This is a genomic window from Curtobacterium sp. 320, assembly GCF_031455235.1.
In the GTDB taxonomy this organism is placed as follows: domain Bacteria; phylum Actinomycetota; class Actinomycetes; order Actinomycetales; family Microbacteriaceae; genus Curtobacterium.
In genome coordinates, this window is sequence record NZ_JAVDSI010000003.1 from 17,385 (window position 1) to 37,640 (window position 20,256).

General features: G+C 66.5%; 18 protein-coding genes. 4 read left to right on the forward strand and 14 right to left on the reverse strand.

What is annotated here, in order from left to right; translation table 11 throughout:
• Positions 1-30: 30 nt before the first annotated feature.
• Together J2X60_RS05525 and J2X60_RS05530 are read right to left on the reverse strand one after the other, a co-directional pair.
• The gene (locus tag J2X60_RS05525; protein WP_309886736.1) at positions 31-1,287 is read right to left on the reverse strand and encodes a hypothetical protein; all 1,257 of its coding nucleotides are present in this window, start codon (positions 1,285-1,287) and stop codon (positions 31-33) included.
• A 95-nt stretch (positions 1,288-1,382) separates the two neighbouring features.
• On the reverse strand, positions 1,383-1,658 hold the full coding sequence (locus J2X60_RS05530; RefSeq protein ID WP_309886737.1) for a DUF2510 domain-containing protein: 276 nt from the start codon (positions 1,656-1,658) through the stop codon (positions 1,383-1,385).
• A 332-nt stretch (positions 1,659-1,990) separates the two neighbouring features.
• On the opposite strand from J2X60_RS05530, the gene J2X60_RS05535 reads away from it, so the two are divergent.
• Both J2X60_RS05535 and J2X60_RS05540 read left to right on the forward strand, forming a co-directional pair.
• A complete protein-coding gene (locus tag J2X60_RS05535; RefSeq protein WP_309886738.1) occupies positions 1,991-4,096 on the forward strand; it encodes an AAA family ATPase in 2,106 nt (701 codons plus the stop codon).
• A 34-nt stretch (positions 4,097-4,130) separates the two neighbouring features.
• Positions 4,131-5,270 (forward strand): 5-methylcytosine restriction system specificity protein McrC, encoded by a 1,140-nt coding sequence (locus tag J2X60_RS05540; RefSeq protein ID WP_309886739.1) that lies wholly within the window; start codon positions 4,131-4,133, stop codon positions 5,268-5,270.
• 686 nt (positions 5,271-5,956) lie between these two features.
• Here J2X60_RS05540 and J2X60_RS05545 read toward each other — a convergent pair.
• The 3 genes from J2X60_RS05545 to J2X60_RS05555 are packed head-to-tail and all read right to left on the reverse strand — an operon-like array spanning position 5,957 to position 11,335.
• Positions 5,957-6,991 (reverse strand): Eco57I restriction-modification methylase domain-containing protein, encoded by a 1,035-nt coding sequence (locus J2X60_RS05545; RefSeq protein ID WP_309886740.1) that lies wholly within the window; start codon positions 6,989-6,991, stop codon positions 5,957-5,959.
• A gap of 2 nt (positions 6,992-6,993) precedes the next feature.
• Positions 6,994-10,305 (reverse strand): DEAD/DEAH box helicase family protein, encoded by a 3,312-nt coding sequence (locus J2X60_RS05550; RefSeq protein WP_309886741.1) that lies wholly within the window; start codon positions 10,303-10,305, stop codon positions 6,994-6,996.
• Positions 10,298-11,335 (reverse strand): hypothetical protein, encoded by a 1,038-nt coding sequence (locus tag J2X60_RS05555; protein ID WP_309886742.1) that lies wholly within the window; start codon positions 11,333-11,335, stop codon positions 10,298-10,300. The genes J2X60_RS05550 and J2X60_RS05555 overlap by 8 nt, the downstream gene beginning before the upstream one ends.
• A gap of 161 nt (positions 11,336-11,496) precedes the next feature.
• Between J2X60_RS05555 and J2X60_RS05560 the strand changes: the two genes are divergently transcribed.
• Entirely contained in the window at positions 11,497-11,892 is a 396-nt protein-coding gene (locus J2X60_RS05560) for a hypothetical protein (protein WP_309886743.1), read from the forward strand.
• Here the strand turns inward: J2X60_RS05560 and vsr are convergent.
• The 5 genes from vsr to J2X60_RS05585 all read right to left on the reverse strand — a co-directional run bounded on the left by vsr (position 11,882) and on the right by J2X60_RS05585 (position 16,965).
• Complete coding sequence (gene vsr / locus J2X60_RS05565; protein WP_309886744.1) at positions 11,882-12,733, reverse strand: DNA mismatch endonuclease Vsr; 852 nt, start codon at positions 12,731-12,733, stop codon at positions 11,882-11,884. The genes J2X60_RS05560 and vsr overlap by 11 nt on opposite strands.
• A gap of 94 nt (positions 12,734-12,827) precedes the next feature.
• Positions 12,828-14,318, reverse strand: coding sequence for a PTS transporter subunit EIIC (locus tag J2X60_RS05570; protein ID WP_309886745.1), 1,491 nt, complete (start codon positions 14,316-14,318; stop codon positions 12,828-12,830).
• 45 nt (positions 14,319-14,363) lie between these two features.
• Positions 14,364-15,278 (reverse strand): N-acetylmuramic acid 6-phosphate etherase, encoded by a 915-nt coding sequence (murQ, locus tag J2X60_RS05575; RefSeq protein ID WP_309886746.1) that lies wholly within the window; start codon positions 15,276-15,278, stop codon positions 14,364-14,366.
• Between the two features lie 10 nt (positions 15,279-15,288).
• The gene (locus J2X60_RS05580; RefSeq protein ID WP_309886747.1) at positions 15,289-16,176 is read right to left on the reverse strand and encodes a MurR/RpiR family transcriptional regulator; all 888 of its coding nucleotides are present in this window, start codon (positions 16,174-16,176) and stop codon (positions 15,289-15,291) included.
• Between the two features lie 138 nt (positions 16,177-16,314).
• A complete protein-coding gene (locus J2X60_RS05585; RefSeq protein ID WP_309886748.1) occupies positions 16,315-16,965 on the reverse strand; it encodes an NrtR DNA-binding winged helix domain-containing protein in 651 nt (216 codons plus the stop codon).
• 88 nt (positions 16,966-17,053) lie between these two features.
• Here J2X60_RS05585 and J2X60_RS05590 point away from each other — a divergent pair, with 88 nt between their 5' ends.
• Positions 17,054-17,998 (forward strand): ADP-ribosylglycohydrolase family protein, encoded by a 945-nt coding sequence (locus J2X60_RS05590; RefSeq protein ID WP_309886749.1) that lies wholly within the window; start codon positions 17,054-17,056, stop codon positions 17,996-17,998.
• A 99-nt stretch (positions 17,999-18,097) separates the two neighbouring features.
• On the opposite strand, the gene J2X60_RS05595 is transcribed toward J2X60_RS05590, so the two are convergent.
• The 4 genes from J2X60_RS05595 to J2X60_RS05610 form a co-directional block, all read right to left on the reverse strand.
• Positions 18,098-18,466 carry a hypothetical protein gene (locus J2X60_RS05595; RefSeq protein ID WP_309886750.1) on the reverse strand — a complete coding sequence of 123 codons (369 nt, stop codon included), beginning with the start codon at positions 18,464-18,466 and terminating at the stop codon, positions 18,098-18,100.
• 100 nt (positions 18,467-18,566) lie between these two features.
• On the reverse strand, positions 18,567-19,043 hold the full coding sequence (locus tag J2X60_RS05600; RefSeq protein ID WP_309886751.1) for a DUF4395 domain-containing protein: 477 nt from the start codon (positions 19,041-19,043) through the stop codon (positions 18,567-18,569).
• Positions 19,040-19,531: a thioredoxin family protein gene (locus J2X60_RS05605; protein WP_309886752.1), complete on the reverse strand. Its 492-nt coding sequence runs from the start codon at positions 19,529-19,531 to the stop codon at positions 19,040-19,042. Before J2X60_RS05605 ends, J2X60_RS05600 begins: the two co-directional genes overlap by 4 nt.
• Positions 19,532-19,622: 91 nt before the next feature.
• Positions 19,623-20,228, reverse strand: coding sequence for a TMEM175 family protein (locus tag J2X60_RS05610; protein ID WP_309886753.1), 606 nt, complete (start codon positions 20,226-20,228; stop codon positions 19,623-19,625).
• Positions 20,229-20,256: the final 28 nt, after the last annotated feature.

Sequence of the window (20,256 nt, forward strand, 5' to 3'; positions counted from 1 at the left end):
CGGGCGGGAGTACCCGTTGTGGGGACGAGCTCAGTCGTCGGCAGACTCCTCGGCCTTGCGACGCATCCTGGCTTGCAGCCCGACCAGACGGTTCGACAGAGCTCCGGCTGCACTGGCGGCGTGACCGACCGCCTCTCCGCTCAGACGCTTCGCGACGTCGACCGAGTCCGAGCCCACATCGAGCGCACGGTCGCGTGCGTCCGTCGCGACGTCGTCGACGGCGTCCCGCCACTTCTTCGAACTCAGTGCAGAGCGCTCGTGCTCGATGCCGAGTCGCGCGTGGAAGTCGACGAGCCCGGACGCGACGCGGTTCGTGCCCTCGACGACGCGACGGGAATCGATCGGATTGAGCAGTACCTTCATGTCGCTCATCCCTGCAGCCGCATCCATCCGGTCGATGAGTCGCTTCGTCGTGGCGGCGATGGCATCCCGCCGTTGCGCTCGTGCCACCTTCAGGCCGGCGCGGTGGCTGTCGAGTTCTTCGGGCGATGTCCTGAGGACTCGGTCGATCTCGAGCACCGCAAGACCATCTTGGAGCTGGAAGCACCGCGCCAGAACCGCCAGCCATTCGCTCGCGGCGGACTCAGCCTCGGCTGTCAGGACGGCGAGATCACCGACCTTCGTCGTCTTCTCGAGTTTCTCAGCGAGTGCGTCCAGCGCTCTGAGCGCGTACGACTGCACTGTCAAGATCGTCTGGCTCGCACCCTGGAGCTTCGACCAGGTCACCTCGTTGACACCGCCGACGTGCTCCCGGATCGTGAGCGCTTCGCTGATGAGCAGATCGACACCGATCATGTCAGCGAAGACGTGGTCCTTCTGGGCACGCAGGACGTCGTCGAGCTTCGCATCGATCTTGGCCAGATAGTCGGTGATCTCGTCCATGGCCTGCTGCATCGCGAGCTGCGCCATGACACCGGCGGCCCCGGTCAGGATGGCTGGGTTGGTGAGGGCCGAACCTGGCGTCTTGACGAACTGCAGGATGCCCTTGATCTTCCCGCCGTCCGTGACGATCGCACGGCTCACGGAAGGGTTCGACCCCTTCATCGCAGGGAAGTCCTTCAGCGCTTTGGCCGATTCCTTGGTCAGCTTCACCCATCGCCCTGACGCGGCCAGTCCGGCACCCGCCTGGGATGCCATCGACCCGGCGCTGGAAAGGTGGCTTCCGCGTGGTAGGTCGAGGTGACGTGAGGGAAGACCGTTCGACGACAAGAAGCGTTCGATGGCCGCGGGGTCGCCGATCACCGCGACGCCGTCGTCGTCACGGACGATCTCGATCTCATCAGTCATGGTGCTCCTCAACATTGGTCGAGCGGGAACCTGCTCGCGTCGACGTCATCATGCCTTGCGTGCCGCGCAGTTGCGGCACGCAACCATAGGTTGGGTCAGATGCTCGGGGCCGCCGGAGGAACCGGCGGCGTCGCGGACTGGACGTGTTCGGTCCACTGCACGCCGTTCCACCAGCGGTTCGCGCCCTGCGCGTCCGGGTACCAGCCGGGCGGCGGGCCCTGCGGTGCAGGCGGCGTCGCAGTCGGCTGCTGCACGGTCACGGTCGGTTGGGGCGTCGTCGCCTGCGCGCCGAGGTGCAGCGACATCTTGTGACCGCAGCCGCGGCAGGACTTCGTGAACCCCATTGCCAGCTCGGAGATGCCGACGGTCATGACCGCGGTGCTCGCGCGGACACTGTTCCTACCCAGGTTCGCCGCAGCGCTGTTCGTGCACTTCTTGCAGTCCCGACATCCGGTCTCGACTCGCTTCGCCAATGGGTGCCCCTCTCGTTCCTCGGGAAGCGTACGAGAGGGGTGGGTGTCCCAACCATCTCCTGTTCGGGGGAGTTGCGGGATGGCGCACGTGTTTGCGGCGGTAGGAGCCGCAGCCACATGGTCGACGCCGTTCGGCGATGCCTTAGCATCTGGAACGTGAGGGCTCCTCCCGAAGGCCCGCAGATCAGGAGCAGCCGGTGTCGGACCAACGAATGCAAGACGAGCGGCTGATGGCGGCGCTCCGCTTCCTCGTAGAGCATCCTGAGCCGGTTCGTCGTCGAGCAGTGTGGGACTCTGTCGTCGCTGACCTCCCGATGACCGACACCGAGTCGACGTTCGTCGCATCACGACCCGAGCCCCGGGGACGGAACGCGTTCTGGTTCGGCACATCGATGCTCGGCCGCGCGGGCTTCCTGCAGAAGTCAGGTGACGGTCTGTGGACGATCACTGATGAGGGCCGTCGCGCCGTGGAGCAGAACCCCGATCCGACGGAGTTCCGCAAAGAGGCCACTCGCTCTGCGCGCGAGAGGACCAAGACACTGATGGCCGATCGTGCTGCTCGCCTGGGTGTCGCGATCCTCGCACCAGACGCGGGCGCAGAGCGGGTCCGAGAGGCGTCCGAACGGTTCCGAGAGCGGGGGCTCCGTCGGCTGGCATCGGTATTCGCCGAGCACCGCTCGGTCTGGCGCCCAGAAGTCGCCGCGGAGCTGATCCGCTGCTTCGTCGATCGCGAGGAAGTGCCGGGTGAAACATTCCTCGACAAGCTCCGCGACCAGTTCGCCGGTGCGAGTGACGATGCATGCCTACTCATGGCTGAGCTCGTCGCGTGGCAACTCCTCCCCTTGCAGACTCCGGGCGAGCGGAAGAAGCGCGAACGCGTGGAGGCGCTGTTGAGCCTGATGCGCGAGCCGGTCGTCATCCCGGCTGACGTCGACCAGGCATTCCGCTCGTGGTCGTTCAATCCTGGCCAGGGAATGGCGCAGGGGATCCACAACGCACTCTCGATCGTGGTGCGACTCGTGGATCAGTGGGTCTCGCTCGCCGATGAGGAGCGCGAGACGCTGCTCGACGACCCCTGGGCGTGGCGGGACTTCGTCGCAGCGGTTCCTGGGACGCCGTTTCCGACGCTGCGCAACGAACTGATGTACCTCGTCCACCCGGACTCATTCGGGGAAGTGATCTCGGCCGTCGATCGCGAGCGCATCAGATCGGTGTTCCGCGGCGAGGTCTCCGGGGACGTCGATGTCACGGAAGTGGCCGACGACCCAGATCGGGAGTTCCTCGAGATCACGCTTGCCCTGCAGACGAAGGAGAACGGCCCGGCTGTCTACTACCGCGAGCCACTGAAGTCGAGGTGGGCCGACGACTCCGATGATTCATCCGGACCAGTCGACGAACACGAGGAGCTTGAGCCGACCATCCCCGCGCCGAGGAGCACGCGCACACCGTTCACCCCCGTGAACAGCCAGCTCGCCGGCGCCCTCCACATGCCCGAGCCCTGGCTCCAGGACACCCTCGACCTCATCGAACGCCGCAAGCAGGTCATCCTCTACGGCCCTCCCGGCACGGGCAAGACCTTCCTCGCGCAGGCCCTGTCGAAGCACATAACCGACGGCACCGATGGCGAGACGACCATCGTCCAGTTCCACCCGACTTACTCCTACGAGGATTTCTTCGAGGGCTTCCGCCCCGTCGCGAACGACGACAGCGGCAACCTAGCGTTCAGCCTCCGGAGGGGACCGCTCCGACGCCTCGCCGACAGCGCCGCCGCGAACCCCGAGGCGAACTACTTCCTCGTCATCGACGAGATCAACCGCGGCAACATCGCGAAGGTCTTCGGCGAGCTCTACTTCCTCCTCGAGTACCGCGACAGCGAGATCTCCCTGCTCTACAGCGACGAGCCGTTCACCCTGCCGAGCAACATCTTCGTCATCGGCACGATGAACACCGCCGACCGCTCGATCGCGATGCTCGACGCCGCCATGCGGCGGCGCTTCGCGTTCATCGAACTGCACCCGGAACGCGACCCCGTCCGCGACGTGCTGGCCGGCTGGGTGGCGACCAAGGGCCTCCAGGACGACCGCGCCAGTCTGCTGACGCGACTCAACGCGGCCATCGCGGACCACGATGCCAAGGTGGGGCCGTCGTTCCTGATGCGCGACCTCGACGCGGACGGTCTGGCGGACGTGTGGCGGTACGAGATCCTGCCGCTCCTGGCTGAGCACCACTACGGCGACGGCGTCGACCTGGAGGCCCGGTACGGCCTGGCGGCGTTGCGTCGCCAAGCGACGCCCTCCGTCGCGGACGGGGCCGAAGATGCCGACACCGCGGGTTGAGCTGCGGGAGGCGGACCAGCCGACGCTCCATCGAATGCCGCGCGAGGTCGCGGCCGGCCTCGTCGCCGCGCGGATCGCGGACGTCTCGCCGACCTTCGTCGACGACGAGTACCGCGTCAGCGGCGTGAGGAAGGTCGGCGTCGTCCGGATCGCCGGTCACGACGTGTGGATCCGGCCGAAGACGCCGGTGCGGCGGCTGTTCGCGATGCTCGGCTACGCGCGGGCGGGGAGCGCGATCTGGGAGGACGAGGACTTCGGCTTCGCGGCGGACGAAGACCTCGTGCCAGCGCTGGCGCACGCGTTCGAGCGACAGGCCTCGCGGGCGCTCGCCGGAGGTGCCCTCCGTGGGTACGTGACGCGGGACGATGCGCTGCCGCTCGTGCGCGGGCGGTGGCGGATCGGCGACCAGCTCACGCGGCGGGGCGGACAGCCGCTGCCGGTCGAGGTGTCGTTCGACGACTACGTGGGGGACATCGAGGAGAACCAGCTCGTGCTGTCCGCGGCGACGCGGTTGCTCCGGCTGCCGGGGGTGCCGGCCGACGTCGTCGGACGGTTGCGGAGAGTCGTGCGGGTGCTCGACGGGGTCACGCTGATCCCGGTTGGCGCGCCGGTGCCCGTGGTCCGCTCTGACCGACGGAACGTGCGGTACTCGGCAGTGCTGCCGCTGGCCTCGCTCGTACTCTCCGGTGCGTCGGTCGAGCAGCGGGCTGGCTCGCTCGTGGGGGCCGGGTTCCTCGTCGACATGTGGTCGGTGTTCGAGGACTTCGTGACCGCTGCGCTACGGGAGGCGTTCCGGCCGTACGGGGGAGAGCTCGTGGCGCAGTACTCGTCGACGCTCGACGTCGAGGGGGCGGTGAAGATCGCGCCGGACCTCGTGTGGCTCGTCGACGGAGAGGTGCGCGCGTGCATCGACGTGAAGTACAAGGTCGAGAAGCACGGACAGTACCCGAACGCTGACCTGTACCAGATGGCGGCGTACTGCAGGCGGTTCGGGTTGGACGCCGGCCATCTAGTTTACGCGGAGGGGCAAGAACCAGAGGGAGGTGCGCAAATCCTAAACGGTCCATCAATCCGGCGGCACGCGTTGCGGATTGACGCCGCCCCCCATGTCCTGAGCGAGCAGATCGGAGACCTGAGCCAACTGATTGCCCGCCCGCTACGCGTTCTTGCGTGAGTCGACCGCCAGTGCCCGGTGGCGTCTATCTTCGCGCCGCCCGGCGGTGGCACCCCTCGGCTCGGCGCATGAGCCGAGCCGCTCGCCGACCCCTATTGTCTGGCTGACTCCCTGCACCCGAAGCCATGCGGATGGTCCTCGTCGCTTCGTCTCTTCGTCCCCTCGTTTCCCGTGGTGACGTCGTCCTCCGGCTGCGGAAGGTCGAGCAAACGTGACTCATGACGGCCATGCTCAACGCTCCGTCACCTTGGTCGCCGCCCCCGTGACCGCCTTACTCTCTGAAGGCCTGACCCATTTGTGGTTGATGGACTGAGTCGTTCGCGTGCTCCCGGCTAGCAAAGCGTTGCCTATTCGCTCGCTTCAAGGAGGCAGGCACGACCCCCGTGTTACATCGGGCGAGGTCCCGAGATTACACCGCCGGGCGGGGACGCCGACGCGGCATCGTTGCCCGCGAAGCCAGAGCATTTACCTCGCCGTGAATTCCCCCTCTTACGGGAATGCCTTGAGGAGCTTCCGACGGCGGCGGATGATGTCTCGGCTCAGTCACACGTTCCATCAGCGACCGTGGCCTAGCAGTCGACAACTGCCCCTCATCGAGACCAACCCGCCGGCGATACCTGGAGTGCCAAAACTCGCCGAACCTTCGAGCCGTCTGTTCTTCGGCTCGTGGGCGTCGACCACGCGCCCTACCCCATCGGCTTCACATGAGACTCGATGAACCTGATCTGCGCCGCGTCGAGGTTGTACTTTGCGTACAACTGTTGGTCTATGTCGACAATTGGCTTGCTCCAATCGATGTCTGAGGTCTCCGTGAAGTTCTGGAGTGGAACGTGCTTCCACACCTTTGCAGGGTTGTGCTGCGTGATTTTCAGGATGCCGAGCATGACGCGTGCGAATTTTGTCTTAACGTAGTTCAGACAAGCTTGAGCCTGAGCAATTTCCTCAAACGCCCCGATTGTTATGAATGTCTGAGTGACGGCTACCTCGGGCTCCGCCACAAGCGGGCTGGAGAGCGGTTCGCCAAGAGCCCCGGATCCATTTGCTGCGGGCACAACAACCTTGAAAGTGTGAAAGCTCGCTGGCCCGGTTATGTAGTTCTTGCGGATCCAGCGTGTAAGCCGGCGGTTCTTGACAAGCCCGAGGACGCGAACATAGTCGTGTTTGTCCTCAGGCTGGGTTGCGTGATATAGGAACGAAAACTGCTCGAATGCGTTTGTATTCACCAAGGCTGCATTGCCATCCGGTCGGAGCGCTCGAGCTTGAGTGTGCTCCGCGTACAATGCCTCAGTGTAGCGGAACGAGCGCGAGCTCGTGATCGTAGGGGCAATTGAGCCGTCATTTGCCATGTTCACCTTATGAAGAATTTCGTTAAGCTCGGGGTAGCTGGTGAACGTGTCGATCGGCTCGTCGTCACGATCTTCGTCCCAGTAGGTTACTGCGATCCCACCCTTAATGTCGGTCCCCGGGAAGAGGTCGTTGCTATTGGGCACGTAGTACGGAACGCTCAGGTGCCGGTCCGCGAGCATCTTCTCGTTCCACGCCTTCGGGGTGAACCCGGCATTGAAGAGAAAGCGCGCTGGCGTGATGAGCACTGCTTTGTTGGCGACCTGGTATGCCGCGTCCATGAACTGGTGATACACGGGCGTGTCTCGGGTTCCTTCGCCCTGCGCCTCCTCCTGGTAGGGGGGGTTGCCAATCACGACATCGAACTTCTTACCCATGGTCAGTTACCTTCCGTCAGCATGTCGTCGATTATCTGGGCGCGCTGCGTGCTGGTCATCGTCTTGAGGTTACCGACCCTGAAGTGCCCGGACTCCTCGAGCCACCGCTTGCGCGCGGGCACCCCGCCGGAAACCGCCTCGAGTGTGATCTTGTGAAGGATCTCGTTGTGGCTCATCTCGAACACCTGCGAGGTGAGGATGTGCTTGAGCCGCTCGTCTCGGTCCGGGATCCGGAATGCAAGGCCTGCGTCGAGGCGGCGCACAAGCTCCATGAGGAACAGCCCAGCGGTGGAGAAGAGATCGGCGAAGGTTTTTTCGGGCTCGCCGAAGATGCCTGGATTTTCAGTCTCGAGGATATCGACCATCTGCCTCACGACTGGCGGGGGCGTGAAGACAAGCGAGGTCTTCTGCTGCGGGATGTAGGCAAAGATGTTCTCTGTCTGCGCGTCGTCGAAGTAGTCGGCGAGGGCTTCCTTTTTGTCGAGGAACTCCTGAATCGACTGGTCGAAGACTGCCTCGTCGAACAAGCCGGGAATCCTGGTGACCGTACCGTCCTTCTCGGCGACGTCCTGACCGTCGCGTAGCAGGCGGAACTCCACCTCGCTGATGCCAGTAATCTCCTCAAACACGTCGTCGGGTGTGTAGTCGTCAAAGTTTGCCAGACGGATGTTCCGGTCGCCGTAAGCCATGAGGAACATCGGGATTGTGCGGGCAAAGCCACGCAGGTGCGAGCGTGCGTCATTTATTGCCTGATCAGCGCGCTTCTGCTCTTTCTTCTTCTCCTCGCGCTCGACAATGGCCTGCGTGACCGACTCAGTTGTCTCCGTGAGTATCTTGACGATACTTTCCTGGAAGGTCTTCTCCTGTTCGGCCTTCTTGACGATAATAGCGGCGGCGTCGGCTTCGGTCGGCGCTTCGGCCAGATCGTCGGCGAGGTGCTTCGACGCGATTTCGTGCTCGACGAGCGCACGTTCGTACTTGCGCATAATCTCCACCTCGGTGGCCTTTTCGTCGCGCTCAATCTGCTTGTTCGTCAGGTCGTATTCCGCCCGGAGTTTGCCGCGGGTCTCGCGCGTCTTCTCCGTAGCGAGTTTCGCGAGTCTCTTCGCCATCCCGGCCTCAGGCGCTTGCGGGTCTGTCGTTGGAATTTCCTGGGCGCTCCACTTGGGCACGCCGAGCTCGGCTACCTTGGGGTTGATGACGGTCTCGAAATCGACCTCGGCGTTGCCATCGCGGTCGACGCTCGGCAGCGGCTCGGGGAGGTCGAGCTTTTTCTTCTTGAGCTTGCCCTGCTCTGCAGTCGGGAGCTTGTCAAGGATTTCCTTGACGTGCTCGGAGTAACGGAAGATCCCAGCGACGTTCGCGAACAGCAAGTTGGAGAGGAATCCACGGCGCACGACCTCTCGGGCTTTGAACACCTTTGGGAAAGTGAGGACCTGGGAGGCGTCGAGCTCTACCATCTTTCCCTCGGCGTCCTCGCCGATCACAGGGAAGAAATTCAGCAGCGCGCGGATATTGTCCTGTCGCACTGCCATGTCGCCCGAAGGGTTCGGGCGAAGGTTATTCGCGAACTCGTCGAAGATTGAGAGCGTGCGCTCTGGGGCGAAGTCAAAGATGTATGCGTTGCTCTTCTGAAAAACCTTGTCGCCGCGCTCGAAGGTGCACGAGTTCTGGGCACGAAACGCCGCCTGCATGTAAAGGGCCGGCGAGGTGACGTTGGAGAGCATGACGACCGCTGTCCACTCGGGAATGGTCACGCCGGTGGTGAGCTGACCGACCGAAAGCGTTATCGTCCTTCCGCCTGTCTTCTCCGCCTCAGCGATGGCTTCGCGAACCCTCGCCAGCGACTCCTTCGAGGCCGCGAGATCGCTATCATCGTCCGCGCCACGCCCGTCCCCGGCGGCCAGTATCACGGTGTATTCCTTAAAGACCGGGTGCTGGTTCAACACCCGCTGCAGCGCCTTCGCCGATGCCACGCGGTTGAGCAGCCAAAACGAGTGTCGGATCTCGTCGCGGAGCTCGGGAGTCGAGAACGGGTACTTCTCGTTGACGGTCAGCCGATCGAGGAAGGCCAGCACATCCGCCTCGTGCTCGAAAAACCCGCTATCTTTCGTGCGGAAGAACTCGCCAAGATCAAAGGCATAGTCAATGTTCTCCTCATCTTCAGCGATTGCCACGCCCTCCGCAAGTCGATCTGTAATCATGCGTGACACCTGGTAGGTGAGCAGGTTCAGCGTAGGCAGTGCCCCGTAGGGATTATCCTGGTTTGGGTCGTTCCACTCGGCCTTTGCGCTCTGCTCGTCTTCGTAGGTCCAGTTGAAGATCTGGTCCTGACCGAACTTTCCCGAGGAGAGGGCTCTGAACGGCGTGCCTGAGAGGTGTAGTGTCCGTTTACGCATCACCTGGTCGAAAGCAATATCGGTCTTTGTTGTATCGACACCCTCATGAGCTTCGTCAATGACGAGCAAGTCCCAATCAAATTGCGAGATGTGCTGAAGCTTATCGAAATTCCCGCCGAAGTACTTCGAACCCTTCAGGTCTTGCAATGAGAGGAACTCAATGATACGGGGATCCTGGTCGAGGTGCTCCCGTGCATAGATGCGCCATTGCTCTCGTGTCATCGTCTGACTGCTGTGCAGCGACGGAGACTCGGACACGAAGCGGAAGGTCGTCTGATGAGCGATGAAGCGAAGAAAATCGTCGAGCCATGAATTCGCGACGGCCGGGCGGTTCGTCACTATGAGCACCCGGCGCGCATCGAGCTGGCGCACCAGGTCGTACGTCGCGAGGGTCTTGCCGAAGCGTGGTTTTGCGTTCCACAGCACCTCTGCCTTCCCCTCGCCGAACGCCTCAACCGCCCGAGCGATAGCGGCTTCCTGTTCCGGACGGAGCTCGTAGTCCTGCGCCATTACCCCCGGCGCATTGGTCTCGAAGTTGCCCGACACGAAGTCAAAGAAGTACTCGCGCGAGCTCTTCGGAGCGCCATCAAACCGGTGCCACTCGGTACGCTTCGGCCGCTCTTCCGTCGCCGGGATGCCATCGCGCTCGATGCCCTGCTGCTTCAGGTATGCATGGAAGTCGCGGTCTGTGAACCTTCCGCCGTCGGGGGTCATGTAGGTCGCTTTGAACACCCACTCGATCTTCTTGTTGATCGACAGCTGTGAAGCTTGCTGAGCGATACGCGCCCCTGCGCCACCCTCCTGCTCCGTGTAACCTATCTTTTCCCAGCCGTCGTACTTAGGTAGGTCGGCAGTGCTCCACGAGTAGACCTGCGGCGTTATTTCCCGGAACGTACTGATTTTCGGGCTAGGCATGCGCGGTGGCTTTCTTGTGAACGTGGCGGACTGGGCACGGCTTGTAGGTTGCGTAAACGGTGAAGTCGAAAGCACCGTCCTCGCGCAGGGAGTTGAAAGTGAACGGTTCTCTTTTCACCATCGAGGGGTCGTCTGCCTGGCGGATCCACCATGAGAACTCCATCTCGTCGCCGTCCGGCGCGCGACCGGTGAGAGTGTTGCCACGCAGAATGTTTGTTCTAACGAGGAAAGCCGCAGCGCGGTATAAGTCGGTACGAGGTGAGCAGGGATTGCCGCTCGAAGTATGAAACTCCACAAAATTTCTCAAAAGCGCCGCTTGCGCGTCGCGGTGGTTGTCCTCCAGCAGTTCGATCGCATAGACCGACGCAAGTGCGAACAGTGACTCCCTCTGCCAAGCTGACTGGTCCCAAGAGGCTTTAATGGCGGCGAGCTTCCGCTGCAGGATTGCTACAAGGAAGTTACCGTCGCCGGCTGCTGGCTCGAGGAAGGTCTTGTCGACGAAGGCCTCGCCGAGCTCGAGGTGGTCGCTGACGAGATCGAGCATTTGGTCGACCATCGATCGTGGCGTGAACACCTCCCCGTACGTCTTGACGCGGTGCCGCGACTTCACTATGAGGCGATCTGCGTCGGGCTTGCTCATGGCGATCTTTCGTCGGTGGGAAACGAGCGACGGTTGAGTGCCGTCGTTCGAGGGGGCGCATCGGGCGAAGGCGCCGACGTCGTGCCGAAGTGACTGTGGATTCTGTGCCGCTTGGTGGAGGTAACGGTCGTGACTGGAGACTTCACGCCAGGCTTTTCTACCATTGACGAACGCCCCGGCGCTGACGACGGCGATCATGGCCACCTGGGCGTGCTTGCTCCCCGGCGCCACCGGTCCGCTTAGACGTGCTTCCCGGTGCCGGCGAGCGGCCTCGACGATCTCGTGGCGGCCCGGGCGCAGCTCGGCTTCGTCGGCCCGTCGGCGATGCTCGTCGGCCCGGCCGCGGAGGCGTCGAGCCTCAGTCTCGGCAGAGGTAACGGCGCTGGTCACGATGGTGCTCCCTTGGGGACTGTCCCGATCACACCGGGGCCCTCCCCGAACGTTCCGGTACTGAATCATCTTCTCTCCTGAGCAACTGTCAAGGGAGCACCCGTTCTGGGGGCTAGCCCTGGGTCGGTCTGCTTCGGAGTCTCGGCTTCAGTGAGTACCAGGTGCGCCGGGTCGACGAAGGCGAGTCGGTGCGGTCCGTCTCCCGGCGCGCGTTCGAGCTGCAGACGCGCTTCGGCCAATGGCTCCAAGCTCGCGGAAAGGAGGTGCAGGTTCTGCGTCTCACAGAGGACGGGGTGACGATCGGCCCTGACCTGTACGTCCCGACGCTCGGTCAGCTCGTCGAAGCGAAGAAGTCGACCGCGCGGGCCTACGTGCGAACCGCGATCGGTCAGGTGCTCGACTACACGGCGGTCGCGGGACGTCGTGGTCTGGCGGTGGCGCCGGCGATCCTCCTACCGTCCGAGCCCCGACCCTCGATGGTGGAGCTGTGCACCTCAGTCGGGATCACGGTGTGGTGGCCGATCTCGAGCGGTGACTTCCAGGAGGTCAGGCCGTAGCCGCGGTGTTCAGGACCCGCACGGTGGGCAGATCTGGCTTGGCCCATCCGAGCGAATCGAGTTCAGCGGGGAACACCCAGCGCAACTCGTGGTGGTCTGTGCTCGACATCGGTCCCTCCGTGGCCCAGGCGACTCGGTAGGTGGCGAGGTCGATGTCGATGCCGCCCACACGGGTGACGGAGCGGTCGATCGGCTCGCCGATGACGACGTCGAGGCTGAGCTCCTCGCGCAGTTCTCGTCGCAGGGCTTCCTCAGCGGATTCTCCCGGCTCCACCTTCCCGCCGGGGAACTCCCACTGGCCCGCCGCAGATCGACCCGGGGCTCTTCGGCAGGCGAGTACACGACCGTCGGGCTGGGTGAGTACGCCGGCGACGACTTCGATCATGCGTTCCATCCTGCCCGGCGTCCTCACCGCGGTACCAGCGATCGCACTCCACTGGTCGAGGGCGTGCTCCACGGATGCGGCGGCGTGCTCGGGACAGTCGTGCTCCCAGAACCGCAACACACGCCAGCCATCCGACACCAGCATCGCCTGGTTCTGTGCGTCCCTCTGGCGATTGGCGAGCAACTTCCGACGCCAGAGCTCAGCGTTCGCCTTCGGCAGATGGGCGTGCTCCTCGCAGTAGTGCCAGAAGCAGCCATCGACGAAGACGGCGATCCGTGCTCGCGGGAAGACGATGTCGGGTCGAACGCGGGACTGCCGGCTGACCTGACGGTCGACGAAGAACCGCCGGCCTCGCCGGTGCAGCTCTCGACGCAACGCCAGCTCGGGTGCCGTGTCGCGCCGACCGAAGCGAGCCATGTGCCGTCGCCGAGCGTCGTCCGCTTCCCATTCCTCCACGCCCCGATCCTCGTCGGCCGGTCATCGCTGCGAGGACCGAGGCGCCGATCTGTGGATCGACGCGTGTCGAACGGACCGGTGAGGGAGCGAGCGATCAGCGACTGGTACCTGACGCAGCCGCGATCGGCACATCGAGCGGCGCGACAGGATCTCCCGGCGAAGCCGCCGACTGCGCCTCGAGATCAGCCCGCACCGACGCCGACACGCCAAAGAACATCGTCGCCACGAACCCCACGACGTACGCCACCACGAGCCCCGACCCGTACCCGAGCAGCGCCCAGCCGTACCCGGACGACCCGTTCAACAGCGGGATGAGCGACAAGTCCGATGCCCCGATGGCGATCGCCCCGACGGAGTGTCCGAGCTGGTCGAACAGCCCGACGACGCCACCGCCGAACGCTCCACCGATGCACGCCGTGATGAACGGCCGCCCGAGGGGGAGCGTCACACCGTAGATGAGCGGCTCGCCGACCCCGAGGAACCCGGCCGGCAGCGCACCACGGATCGTCTGCACGAGTGAGGCGTTCGACCGGAACCGCACCCACAGCGCGATGCACGCACCGATCTGCCCGGCACCGCCCATGGCCAGCACGGGAAGCAGCACGGTCCACCCGGTCTGCTCGATCAACGTGGCGTGGATCGGGATGAGCCCCTGGTGCATCCCCGTCATGACGAGCGGCAGGAAGAGCCCGCCGAGGATGAACCCGGCGAAGGCCCCGCCGTTCGCGAGCGGCCAGGTCGCCGCGGTACCGATGGCGACGGAGACGACGCCGGCGACGGACATCAGGATGCCGAGCGTCACGGAGCCGGCGACGAGGACGGTGACGGTCGGCACGACGATGAGCGCGATGACGTCGGGCGTGACCTTCCGCACGAAGCGCTCGACGTAGGCCGCGAGGATGCCGCCCGCCAACGCACCGAGCACACCGCCCTGTCCGGGCGCGAGCGTCTCGCCGAACACGGTCACGTTCGCGACACCGGCGGCGACGATGATGCCGCCGACGGCCCCGCCGAGGATGGGCGTCCCGCCGAACTCCTTCGCGGCGTTCATCCCGACGAACACGGCGAGCAGGGACAGGAACCCGGAGGACAGCACGCCGAGGAACGGTGTCACCCCGGGCAGCCACCCGAGGTTCGTCAGGATGCCGTTGATCCCGGCGATGAGCCCGCAGGCGATCAGCGCGGGGATGAGCGGGATGAAGATGGCCGAGATGCGACGGATGGCACGCATGGTGCGGCCGTCGGAACGGGCACGGGCGGATGCCTTGATCGACGCACCCCGCGCCGCCAGCTCCTCGGGCGACACCGAAGCCGAGGACGCACCCGGAACGGGAGCAGCACGCAACGACTCGAGCGAGTCAGCCACACGGTCCACCAACCCCGGCCCGAGCACGATCTGCAGGTTTGAGCCGGCCGCGATGGCGGCCATGACGCCCTCGGTGGCCTGGAGAGCGGGCAGATCAACAGAGGAAGGAGAAGCCACCTCGACCCGCAGCCGGGTCATGCAGTTCTCGACGTCGGCGATGTTCGAGGACCCGCCGACGGTGTCGAGGATCTGTTGTGCGAGTTGCTGTGCATCGGTCATTGATGGTGCTCCTCGGGGGAAGGAAGGAAGGACGAACGAGAGAAATCAGGAGAGGACGGCGCGCAAGGAGCCGTCAGCAGCAGCGAGCCGAGATCGGACGACGGACGCCGGCGACCCGGTGAGGATCATCGCGATGGCCGTCTTGACCTCGCCGTCCGCAGCATCGAGCGCTGCGGCGACATCGGCCGGAGCAGCCCCGGTCACGTCCTGCACGAGCGAGAACGACCGAGCGATGAGCTTCTCGTTCGTCGCACGCACGTCGACCATCCGGTTGCCGTACGTCTTGTTGCTGCGCACCATCGCCAGCGTGGTGAGCATGTTGAGGACGAGTTTCTGCGCGGTCCCCGCCTTCAGGCGGGTGGACCCGGCGATGAACTCGGGCCCGACGACCACGTCGATGGCGATGTCGGCTTCCCGCCCCGCGGCCGAGTCGGGGTTGCACGCGACGGAGACGGACAGGGCGGACCTGCACCGCGCCTCCAGGATGGCTGCGATGACGTAGGGCGTCCTGCCGGACGCGCTGATCCCGACGACCACGTCGTCCGCCCTGAGGCCGAGCGCGTCGAGGTCGCGGACAGCGGCTGCTTCGTCGTCTTCTGCGCCCTCGACGGCGGTGGTGAGGGCGACGGAACCGCCGGCGATGACGCCGACGACCTGCGCGGGGTCGGTGCCGAAGGTGGGCGGGCACTCGCTGGCGTCGAGGACGCCGAGCCGGCCCGGCGTGCCGGCACCGACGTAGATCAGGCGGCCGCCGCGCGAGAACGCTGCGGCGATCGAGTCGGCGGCGAGGGCGATGGCCGGGAGGCACGGCTCGAGTGCCGCGGGCACGCTGCGGTCGAGCGCGTTCATGCGCTGGGCAGCCTCGAGGGTGGAGACGAGGTCGATGTCGTCGAGGGACGAGTCGGTGGCCTCGGTCGCGAGGTGCTGCAGCTCCTCGCGGAGGTCGTCGTGGTGGTGCATGGTGCTCGATTCAGGAACGGTGGTGCGTGCGGACCGCGTGGCGGCTGCGTGCGAGGAGCGGGCGGGAGCGTTCGTCGGTGCGCTGGGCGACGACGATGAACAGGGCGTCGACGATGGCGAGCTGGCTCATCCGGCTGCCCATCGCGGCGGGGCGGAGGTCGCTCTCGGCGCCGGCGACGCCCAGCAGGACGTGGTCGGTGTGGTGGGTCAGCGGCGAGGTGGCGTGGCCAGTGATCGCGACGACGGTGGCCTCGTGCATCTTGGCCTCGGTGGCGACCTCGAGCGCCTCGACCGTGGTGCCGGAGTGGCTCGTGATGACGAGGACGTCCTTCGGGCCGAGGACGCTCGCGAGCGTCAGGGCGTTGTGCGGGTCGTCCGCGATCGAGCTCGCGATGCCGATGCGTTCGAGCTTGAGGTGGAGATCGCGGGCGACGATGCCGCTCGCGCCGACGCCGTACAGGACGACCCGCCGGGCCTCGCTGATGCGGATCGCTGCGGCTTCGAGGGTGAACGGATCGAGCGTGGCGCGGGTGTCGCTCATCACGGCGCGGACGTCCTCGGTGACCTTCGCGATCACGGTGGTGACGTCGTCGTCGACGCTGACGCCCGCGTGGATCTCGGTCTCGCGCCGCTCGTGGATGCCCCGCTCGACGGCCCGGGTCATGCTGCGCTGGAGTGCGGCGAAGTTCGCGAACCCGAGGTGCTGGGCGAAGCGGGAGACGGTCGCGGGGGACACACCGGCGCGGTCGGCGAGCTCGGCGGCGCTCGTGGTGGCCGCGGTGCCGGGGTCGTCGAGGACGGCGTCGGCGATCGCGCGCATGCTCGTCGGCATCGCGCCGGACTGGGTCCGGACGAGGGCGAACGCGTCGGCGCGGTCGGTACGGTCAGCGATCGTCATGCGCTCCATGAAAGCGCATTGCACCGACACTCGCCAGTGCTGCAAGTTACTTTCGTGTTTCGTCGGCGCGTTCCGTGAGCAGAAAGTATCGGGTCGGCGCCTCGGACCCGACCGTTTCTGCTCACCAAGCAGGCGACCTCAGGCGCGCCGGTACCGGGTCGCCGGCTTGCCCGGGCCCGCGGCAGCGCGCGACCCCGTGTCGAGGAGCAGCGGCAGCATCGCCCGGCGGAACGAGTCGGGCAGGAGCCGCTCGCCGCGGACGGCCTCGTGCACGTGCCGCAGTTCTGACATCGTGAACGGCTCGGCCAGGAGGCCTCGCGGATCGGGTGCCGCAGCGTAGGACGCCCGCAAGGAGGCCACCGCGAACGCCAGGATGTCGTCATGCCCGTGCACCATCCCCCTCGCGGTGTCGACCGGGACCAGCCGCGCCTGTGACGAGTTCAGCGACGACAGTGCGGCGAAGGGCACCACGTCGAGGTGCGCCACCGACAGCACCCACCCCCGGTCGTCCCGCGCGGGGTCGTCGAACACGTGCAGCTGCGTCGGCGCCAGCCCCGTCACGCCGGCCTTGTCCGACAGCGACCGCAGGACCGCCGAGGCCAGCCGCTCGCCCTCGTGCACGAACGTCCCTGGCAGCCGCCAGTCGCCGTCGGTCGCGTCGCACACCTGCAGGACGGAGAGATCACCCCCGGTCGGCACCGTCAGCACCGCGGTGTCGACGGCGACGGACGGCCGCGGGTAGTCGGTCAGCCGGTTGCCGCTTGCGTCGCGGTACGTCGAGGAGCCCATGTCAGCGAGTTTACGCACACTTGCGCAAACTGCGACGATCGTGCAGACTCGGGTTTACGCAATTCCGCGCAAACCTGAGGAGGCGGCCATGCTGACCACCGAACAGACCGACCGGGCGATCGGCGCCGTCATCAGCTCCGCCGCGGGCGACGCGCTCGGCGCCGGCTACGAGTTCCGCCCCGCCGTCCCCGAACCCACCCCGATCCGGATGGCCGGCGGCGGCTCGTTCGGCTGGGCTCCGGGGGAGTGGACGGACGACACGAGCATGGCCGTCCCGATCCTCCGCACGCTCGCGCGCGGCGGCGACCCGGCCTCCGAGGAAGCGCTCGACGGCCTCGTCGCGGCCTGGGCAGCGTGGGCGGTCACCGCGCCCGACGTCGGCATCCAGACGCGCAACGTCCTCACGGGTCTGGAGGCGCGGGTCGCCTCCGACGCACGCGCTGCGGCCCGGCAGGAACACGAGTACAAGGGGCAGTCGGCCGGCAACGGATCGCTCATGCGGACGGCACCGCTCGTGCTCGGGTACCTGACCGGTGCGGCCGACGAGGAACTCCGGCTCGCCGAGGCCGCCCGGGCGATCAGCGACCTCACGCACTACGAGTCGGACGCCGGGGACGCGTGCGTGCTCTGGTGCGTGGCGATCCGGCACGCGGTGCTCACCGGCGAACTCGACGTGCTGCGGGGCCTCGACCTGCTCGACCTCGAGAAGCGTCGGCTGTGGGTGGACCGGCTCGTCACGGCAGAGCACTCGGAGCCGGTCGACTTCACGGACTCGAACGGGTGGGTGGTGTCCGCGATGCAGGCCGCCTACTCGGCGGTCAAGCGGAGTTCGTCGCTCGAGGACGCCCTCGTCCGCGCGGTCCGGACCGGGAACGACACCGACACGGTGGCCGCGATCGCCGGTGGGCTCGCGGGTGCGCTGTACGGCGCAGCCGCGCTGCCGGCCGAGTGGCGCGAGCTCCTGCACGGGTGGCCGAGCCTGCGCGCGGACGACCTGGTCGCGCTGACCGAGCAGGCGCTCGCGACGCACTGAGCCGTCGCGGTCTCGAGTCGTGGCGGCGGAGGATGTCGTGGGGGGATCCTCCGCCGCCACCTGTGGGGCGGGGGCGAGCCGCGCCTCCAGTCCGTCCGTTCAGAGCGCGCTGCGCGCCCGCTCCACCGCCTCGATGAACCGGGGGATGCCCCACATCAGGAAGGTCGGCTCGATCCCGCTCCGCAGGGTGATCCGGACCTTCTTCCGCAGACCGCTCGACACGTCGTCGAGTCGGGCGATCTCCTCGACGGGGATCCCGAAGTCGGAGCGGGCGAAGTTGAGCGGGTGGGCGTGGAACCAGAGGACCCCGGGCGTGAGGGTGAGGCGTCCGCCGACCTCGATCCGGCGGCTCGGGCGGGAGCTGGTCGGGGGTGCGTAGCCGGGGATGGTGTCGGCCGCGCCAGAGTTCTCGTGGTCGGCGAGGTAGGTCGCGACCTTCTTGAGCAGTGGTGTGGTGTGGTCCCCCATGCGGTCAGCCTACGAGACGGGGAACGGATGCCAGGAGGCGCGGATCACCTCGACGACGCGGCCTGCGTCGCGGGGGTGGGTCGCGCCTCCAGGCCCGTGATCAGACCGCGGACCGCTGGCGGAAGACGCCTGCGCGGACCAGCCACACGTAGAGGAGGCAGCCGATGCAGACGTCGAAAACGGCGTTGAGGAACGCGGCGACGAGCGCGATCGCGGCACCGACGGGGGCCGCGTACGGGACGCCGACGAGCGCGAGCACGAGGGCGAGGGCCGTGATGACGAGGCCGACCTGCTGGGCGAAGGTCGGCGGTTCCGGGGCCTCGAGCTCGGCGGGCGGGCCGAGCCTCGGGCGGACGAGCCGGCGGAACAGCGCGCCGTAGGGGTGGCGGCGGATGCCGGCGATGCCGCCGATGGCGAAGAACACGACGATGACGGCGAGCAGTGCGATGCCGATCGGCCACGTCGCGGGGATCAGGGTGAGGACGATCGTCGCCGCGAGGAGGACGGTCGTGATGGCGGCGCCGAACCTCGGGGAACGGGGGTCGATGCCGCGGGCGGGGTCGTTCGTGGCGGTCATGGGGACTCGTCTCCGGGGGTCGTTGCTGGTGCTGCTGCTGGTGCTGTGAGGACGGTGTCGAGGGCTGCGGTGAGCTCGGCGGGTCGTGGCGGGCCGCCGAACCGGGTGTGCACCGCGCGGCCTCGGTCGAGGAGCAGGACCGTGGGGGTCTGCATGACGGCGAAGCGTCGGGCGAGCTCGGGGCGTTCCGCGAGGTCGATCTCGAGACGGGTGACTCCGGGGTGCTCGGCGGCGAGGGCGTCGAGCTGGCGACGGGTGGCCGGGCAGCGGGCGCAGGTGGGCGTGGAGAACTGGACGAGGGTGGCCTCGGTGCCGAAGGCCTCGGCTGGGGCGAGGTCGGCGGTCGTCGGATCGGCGGTGGTGCTGGTGCGGGTGTCGTTCATCCGCGTGGGGCGGGCCCGGCCGGTCCGCGCGCGCAGGAGCAGGCCGAGGGCCGTGGCGAGTGCGAGGACTCCCACGAGGACGGCGACTGCTGCGGCGACGGTCATGTCGCGACGGTACGTCCTCAGGTGCTCGGGAGCATCGACATGACCGCGTGTGACGAGCCGCGGCGTCCGGGCGGCGTCCGGTTTGGTCGAGTCAGGTGCGGGGCTTCGGCAGCAGTCGGCCCAGCGTGCCCTGCAGGACCAGGAGGAGCACCCAGTACAGGCCGATCGACGGGAAGATCATCGAGAGGACGAGCGCGAGGGCGAGCAGCACGGCGGCGATCGGGCCCTTCCGCCAGTCGCCGAGCGGCGAGGACAGCAGCTCCGGGGAGCGGCGGAGCTCCCACTCGATGGCGGTCAGCGTGAGGCTCGTCACGACCATGCTGCCCAGGTAGAGGGCGTGTGCGACCCGGTCGCCCTCGACCTCAGTGTTGAGCAGGTTCGCGGCAAAGGGCAGGAACGCGATGCTCGCGAGCCACACGAAGTTGAGTCGCATCACCCGCAGGTTGTACGAGCGGACGTGCTCGAACACCTGGTGGTGCAGCGTCCAGAAGCGGGCGATGACCCAGAACGTGATGAAGAACTCGAGGAGCGCCGGCCAGTGCTCCTGCAGCAGGTCGCCTGCGCCCCGGCCCCCGCTGAGTTCGCCGGCCAGGTCGACGAGCGGGAGGATCAAGATCGTGATCGCGATGGCGACGGTCGCGTCGGAGAAGTTCACGAGACGGTCGAGACCACGTTCGGTGCGTGCCGGCTCGGTCATGGAGCCGAGTCTAGGGACCGCGACGGCC